The following is a 7,146-nucleotide window of genomic DNA, read 5'->3' as shown; positions in this document are numbered from 1 at the left end:
TGCTGATTTTTCTGCCTTCGCGTTTTTCGACTTCGCGCTTGAGATCATTGGCATATTTGTCGAACTGAGTTTGATTGGGCGGTTTCAGTGCATAAGGTGATGCAGGCTACTTTTTCTGATTGCTGTGGCAACTTGTCGAAAGAAAGGACGTCTGAAACGTTTTTTCTTTTTTCAGACGGCCTCTTAGCTCAAACCTTGAGAACCGCATACGTGCGTTTCTCACACATCCTTGTTGAGTTTAGGTTTCATATGGGCTACGGCTTGCTAGTGGTGGGAAAGCAAGGGCAGCAAAAAAATGCTGGCTGCATAAATAACCCTTAGCAGGCGAGGCAAAAAGGTCGTCTGAAAACCTCCTAAATTGACGTTTTCAGACGACCTTTTTCATGAGTCGGCTTCCTTAAATTTTTAAGGTGTGAAAAACGGAAGTTTTCTATTTCAAATTATTATCAATTTTCCAAACGATAATATCGTTTTTAAAAAAATGAATTCGCTTTAACTTCATAGCCTTAACAGAATTAACCAAAGAAGGCTTGACCTAATGATTTAATATGGCTATGGTTTAATAAAAAATAACAATATTCCACATACGCACCGCAATGCTTTTTCCCTCCTCCTTATAGAAAGGATATTGCAATGCCCTGCTTGACCCGTACGTTGCCTCGTCTGACTGTCTTCCTGCTGTCCACCTTCGCGGTATTCTCCGCAGCTGCACACGGAAACCACACACATTGGGGTTACACCGGACACGACTCCCCCGAAAGCTGGGGCGAGCTTTCTGAAGAGTTCCGTTTATGCTCTACAGGCAAAAACCAATCCCCCGTCAACATTACCGAAACCGTCTCCGGCAGACTGCCCGCCATCAAAGTCGATTACAAGCCGAGCGCGGTTAACGTGGAAAACAACGGCCACACCATCCAAGTCAACTACCCGGAAGGCGGCAATACCCTCAGCGTGAACGGACGTACCTACACCCTGAAACAATTCCATTTCCACGTACCCAGTGAAAACCAAATCAAAGGCCGCACCTTCCCGATGGAAGCCCACTTCGTCCACTTAGACGAAAACCGCCAGCCTTTGGTACTGGCAGTATTGTACGAACCTGGCAAAACCAACGACCGCCTGGCTCCGATATGGAACGTGATGCCGATGAAGGAAGGAAAGGTAAACCTCGACAAAGCTTTCGACGCCAGCACCCTGCTGCCGAAACGACTGAAATACTACCGCTTTGCCGGTTCGCTGACCACGCCGCCGTGCAGCGAAGGCGTATCATGGCTGCTGTTGAAAACCTACGACCACATCGATCAGGCGCAAGCAGAAAAATTCACCCGCGCCATCGGCTCGCATAACAACCGCCCCGTCCAGCCGCTTAACGCGCGCGTTGTCATCGAATAAACAGTAAAGCCGTAAATGAAAAGGTCGTCTGAAAACCTAAATTTGGTTTTTCAGACGACCTTTTTCTCTATCACTTATTATTTATTGAGCTGGATACACACTAATCTATATTTAGTATTTTTTATGCATTTACACTTCATAGTCCTTGTAAAATAGCTATACTTTTTCTATTGAAAATTCAGCTATCTCAAGATAAATCAAGATGAAAAATATTATTATCTTAATCACCAACGGCACAAAATAGCCAACCTGAACTTGTGTAAAGCAGGTAAATACCTCTCTCCAAAAGGCCGTCTGAAAACGTGAACTTCAACAAAGCTCCTTCAAAACTAAAATATAAAGAGCAGCCTGCACTCGCATCTATCAATGTGAAGGCTGCTTTGTTTTCAGCCTGTCTGAAACGATCAAAAAACAGTATGATTTGTCTGTTTTCTGTTTGGAAGAGTCATCCATGATTGCAGCTACCATCACCATCCAAGATCAAAATCTCTCCGGCAAAGTGTTGCATGAGCTGTTTTTGAAGTTCCGAACCAACCACATCAGCGCGGCGGAGCTGATTGCCGAACGCGTGCGGCAGGAAGTTGCAGCCTACAACAACCGCGCCGCCGATGTCCTGCTACGCCACAGCCTCGTTATCCCCACCGATCGCGGCGACATCGTGATTCGGGAAACGCACGGCAAAAAAGGCACGCACCCGCAACCTGTGGACGTGGAAAAGCAAATCGCCGTCGCTTTGAAAGCTTTTGAGCAAAACGCGTTTTTCATCCTTGCCGACAACCGCCAACTGGAAACGCTGGACGACATGGTGTGCCTGCATGACGGGCTGGTCGTCAATTTCATCAAACTCACGCCGCTGGTGGGCGGATAAGCAGCCTGAAAACCGCCGCGCAACGCTACCTCACCTTTGTAGAAGATGCCCCATACAGCCTGAATAGTGCGGACAAGAAAACGCTTACCGACGTTATCCACCTTTGCAGCGAAATAACCAACACATTGATACGTAAAGAAAGTCCTATGACCCAAAACCAAACCATACAGATTTCCGACAGCCGCCGTGCCAAGTTCAATCAGCTTCTCAACGCACTGGAAAAGGAATGGCTCCAAAACCGTTCACACGAATACGACACGATAAGCCTGAAACTCTGTCCCAGTTTTGCCGAAGTGGAGAAAGCCGCGCCCGAATACCGTGTCGATTTCCTAATCCACTGCATTGATTTGATACGCGGCTGGGGACGGAATAAAATTTTTAAAAATATGGGCGAGGACAGGATACGCAATTACGGCACCATCCGTGTAGCGGTAGCGATGGCTCTGGCGCGTAAAACGCTGCCGATGACGGAGCAGGATGTGCAGCATATTTTTGCCGCCATGCTGGACGATAACGGGCTGTCCGAGCAGGAGGCAGATTACTATCCGCTCAAATATCTGATAAACCAAATCAAAAAACAGTTTCCCAATCCGAGCAAAACGCTTTCAGACGGCCTGAAAAACGCCTGCAACCGTTACCACGTCTTTGCGGAAAACCTGTGGGACAAGAAAGCCGCTACCGCCAACCTTGCCGCCCTGGCAGAACTGGCAGGCGGTTCCGCCGAAGCCTGCTTCCCCGCCCAAGACGACGAGTTTGCCCGATACGCCAATCCGCAACTTGCCGTGCTGCCACCGGAACAGCAGGACATATGGAGCAAAATCATTGCGCTTGCCCTATCCGCCAATGCAGGCAAGCCAAGCGAAAAATACCTGAAAGAATCCAAAACGCTGATCGACACATTGGGTGCGGACAGGTTCAAAAAAATGCTGCACGGCTGGATAGAATTTGTCCGCGGCAGCGAAGTGCAGATCGAAACCGTTACTCACGGAACATACAGCTACGACACCCATGTCCTGCCCGTTTGCAGCATCAACCAAACCGTGCTCAAAGGGCTGGTGTGGATGTGCAGCCATTTTCACGACAGCGCCACCCTGTCCGCCCTTACCCAACTTGCGCTGCATTCATACGACAAAATCCCCAATCTCGGGGCGCGCTATGCTTCCGTGGGCAACGCCTGTTTCTACGCGCTGTTCCGCTCCAAAGGGCTGGACGGCATCGCCTGCCTCTCTCGCCTGCGCCTTCGGATTAAGTTCAGCAACGCGCAGAACGCGATTGCCAACTATCTGGACGAAGCCGCCGCACAGCGGGGTGTATCCCGCAACGAAATCGAAGATATGGCGGTGGATGATTTCGGCTTGCAGGAAGGCTGCTGCGACTACGACTTCGGCGGCTACACTTGCCGTCTGGCGGTTACGGGCGTAGGAAAATCCGAACTGCGCTGGTTCAAACCCGACGGTTCGCCGCAGAAAACCATGCCCGCCTTCGTGAAAACCGACTACGCCGACAAACTGAAAAAGATTAAAGCCGCACAAAAAAACCTCAACACCACGCTCACCACGCAACGCGACCGCTTGGACCAAATGATGCGCTCCGAACACCACGTACCGCTGGAACACGCCGAACAGTATTACTGGCAACACGGGCTGATGTCCTGCCTCACACGCCCGCTAATATGGCAATTTTTCCGCGACGAAAACGACACACAGGGTCACGCTGCACTGTGGTTGGACGGAACATGGGTGGACGAAACGGGAGCGCAAACCGATGTTTCAGACTGCCTGCAAGTCTGCTTGTGGCATCCCACGCTTGCCACTCAGCAAAGCATCGCCCTGTGGCGCAAACTTCTACAGGACAAAGAAATCCGCCAGCCGCTGAAACAGGCATACCGTGAAATCTATCTGCTCACCGAAGCCGAAATCAACACCAAAACATACAGCAACCGTTTTGCCGCCCACATCCTGAAACAACACCAATATATGACGCTTGCCAAAGGACGCGGCTGGAGGGGCTCGCTGGCCGGTGCGTGGGACGGTAGCGACGACGCAACCGTATCGTTGGATTTGCCCGAATACAACCTACGCGCCGAATTTTGGACAAACGCGGTGGATAGCGAAGAAGCATGGACAGAAAGCGGTATCTGGCAGTATGTCAGTACCGACCAAGTGCGCTTTCACCGGTTGGACGACGATTACCATGCTACCGCGCTGGACTTAATTGATATTCCGCCACGCGTGTTTTCAGAAGTGCTGCGCGACGTGGATTTGTTTGTGGGCGTGGCCAGCGTAGGTAATGACCCGACCTGGGAAGACAACGGCGGAGAGGCGCGTTTTTACAGCTACTGGCAAAGCTATTCCTTCGGTGACTTGGGCGAAGTCGCCAAAACCCGCAAAGCCGTGCTAGAAACCCTACTGCCGCGCCTGAAAATCACCAAGGTTGCCCACATAGACGGCAACTTCCTCGTTGTGCAGGGCAAGCTGCGTACCTACAAAATCCACATCGGAAGCAGCAACATCCTAATGCTGCCGGACGACCAATACCTCTGCATCGTACCCGACAGCCGCAAAAAAGACGCATCCGACAAGCTGTTTATCCCGTTTGAGGGCGACAACACGCTCTCGGTCGTCCTCTCCAAAGCCATGCTGCTGGCGGAAGACGACAAGATTACCGACAGCACGATTACCTCGCAGATTCAGCGGTAAATTGGGACAGCCTGAAAAACGCAAATGCCTCCATCCTTGCGGTTTCAGGCTGTTTGGGAACACAAGACGCGTAGGCAGCACATGTCCTCCCTACGGAAAGAACACAATACATATTTTTACCATAAATATATTGCTTTTCATCTGATTTAGATAACCGACAACATCATGAAACCTGCTTTTTGCCTCCCAATATTGTTTTTACTTTCAGCGTGCCGTCCTGAAGCGGAGACATTCGATACGGCTGCACCAACGGCGCGTAAGCCTTCTTATTACGAGTCTGAAAAGCGTCAACCAACAGCCACTCCAATTAAAACACAAATTCCTGTGTTATCTGCAATCAAAAGCCAGGCCGATTTTGACTTGCTTTCGCGTATTTATGAGCAAGGTAGTGAATATGAAATTCCTCATATCCTTTTCCTCATCGATCGTGAAGACGATAACCGTACCGACTACATCAATACTCCCAAATTTCGGCTGCATGAGCACTATCTGGCTACTATCTTGAAACCCATGCTGTCAAAAACTGAATTGAATCAACAATACCGTAGTCCTAACCGGCGTTATCTGTTTGGTACTATCAGTTGGCAGAATAGTACTCAGGAATATGTTTATGAGTTTTGGGAAGGAGACAAAATCACGCCTGAATTGTTGAAATTGGCAACAGGCCGTCTGAAAGACAGTTTCTACGCTCCGTTGCGTTATAAAACCAATTCTTTATGGCAGGAAACCGTTGCCGAACAAAGCGAAGTTCCTTTTATTACCCAAGAAAGTTTGATTAAGAATTTCCCCTACCTGCCTCTAAACCAAGGTAAAGCGATAGGCACATTACGCGTTATTGCCAAAGAAGATGATCTTTATAATGTCGGCGCCGACGATATTATTATTTTGAAAGAGGTTCCCCTAGAGTTGCCCCCTGTGGCGGGGATTATCAGTGAAAAACCATCCACTGCACTATCGCATGTGAATGTACTGGCACGCGGTTGGGGGATTCCCAATATTTACCTTAAAGACGCAGAAAAAATCCTAGCCCCATATATTGGCCGTCGTATCGAATTTGAAGCGACTGCTAAGCAATACCGAATTGTCCAAACCAACCGGAATACTACCAGCAAAAGCTTTTCAGACGGCTTTACCCTGCCCCAACCTGATGTTTCCGATTACAGCCTTCGGGCTTTGGCAAACCTGCGCCGTGATGACAGCCGTTACTGCGGCAGTAAGGCTGCCAACCTCGGCCATATCCGCGCCCAGATTGAAGGTAGTAATGTACCTGACGGATTCTGCATTCCGTTTGCCTACTATCAAGCCATGATGGATAGGCTGGGTATTAACGCGACAACACTGACACAAATCGAAACGCAAAGTGATGGAGACAACCGCAAGCGCCGCACTGCCTTACTCACACTGCAGAAAAAAATCACCGATGCCGAAATTCCATCGGAATGGAAACACAGATGGGCTGAGCAATGGCGTAATCAATTAAACAGCAAAGGTGTGTTTGTCCGCAGCTCCTCTAATTCCGAAGACCTGCCCAATTTCAGCGGCGCAGGACTGTATACTACCGTACCAAATGTTACCAATGAAAACACGTTGGCCGAAGCGGTGAAACAATCTTGGGCTTCTGTTTTCAATTACAGTGCATACGAAGCCCGCCGTATTGCCGGACTGCCTCACGATAGCGTGAAAATGAGTGTCTTTGTGCAACAAAGCATTAATGCAGATCTCTCCGGCGTACTGGTTACCATCAATCCTTATGATATTGCTCAGAAAAACAGCGCCTACATTGCCGCCAAACGCGGGTTGGGTATTCGTGTCGTTGAGGGCAAACGGGTAGCCGAACAGGTAGTCTATAACCGTCGCAATGATTCTGTACAACGTCTCAGCTCCTCTAATGAAACCACAGCGTTGCAACTGGATAAAAACGGTGGAGTACGGGAGGTGCCTGTAACCAGTGGCAATGTGATGAATCAAGAACAAATACGTCGCCTTGACCAAACCGGCCAACAAATCAAACAGCTATTTGCTAATGGTGAGCAGGACATCGAATGGGCGTTTGACAATGGTAAGCTTGTCATCCTCCAGGCACGACCTTATCTAAACGGCACACGTTAAAGTAAAAAGGCCGTCTGAAATTATCGTTTCAGACGGCCTTTGCATCATGAATTAGTTATACCCTATACTTCCCGTTCT

4 protein-coding genes are annotated in these 7,146 nt (G+C 49.2%); all 4 read left to right on the top strand.

The genetic code is table 11. From position 1 onward, the window contains the following. Window positions 1-633: 633 nt before the first annotated feature. The 4 genes from cah to HMPREF2865_RS10955 all read left to right on the top strand — a co-directional run bounded on the left by cah (window position 634) and on the right by HMPREF2865_RS10955 (window position 7,068). On the top strand, window positions 634-1,392 hold the full coding sequence (gene cah, locus HMPREF2865_RS10970; RefSeq protein ID WP_070647192.1) for a carbonic anhydrase: 759 nt from the start codon (window positions 634-636) through the stop codon (window positions 1,390-1,392). A 451-nt stretch (window positions 1,393-1,843) separates the two neighbouring features. Continuing rightward, window positions 1,844-2,260 carry a hypothetical protein gene (locus HMPREF2865_RS10965; protein WP_283120666.1) on the top strand — a complete coding sequence of 139 codons (417 nt, stop codon included), beginning with the start codon at window positions 1,844-1,846 and terminating at the stop codon, window positions 2,258-2,260. A gap of 146 nt (window positions 2,261-2,406) precedes the next feature. Then, a complete protein-coding gene (locus HMPREF2865_RS10960; RefSeq protein ID WP_070647188.1) occupies window positions 2,407-4,959 on the top strand; it encodes a DUF4132 domain-containing protein in 2,553 nt (850 codons plus the stop codon). A 165-nt stretch (window positions 4,960-5,124) separates the two neighbouring features. Further along, on the top strand, window positions 5,125-7,068 hold the full coding sequence (locus HMPREF2865_RS10955) for a PEP/pyruvate-binding domain-containing protein (RefSeq protein ID WP_070647186.1): 1,944 nt from the start codon (window positions 5,125-5,127) through the stop codon (window positions 7,066-7,068). Window positions 7,069-7,146 lie beyond the last annotated feature (78 nt).

The organism is Neisseria sp. HMSC073G10 (assembly GCF_001812605.1).
In the GTDB taxonomy this organism is placed as follows: Bacteria; Pseudomonadota; Gammaproteobacteria; order Burkholderiales; family Neisseriaceae; genus Neisseria; species Neisseria subflava_A.
This window is presented reverse-complemented; position numbering and strand designations above follow the sequence as displayed.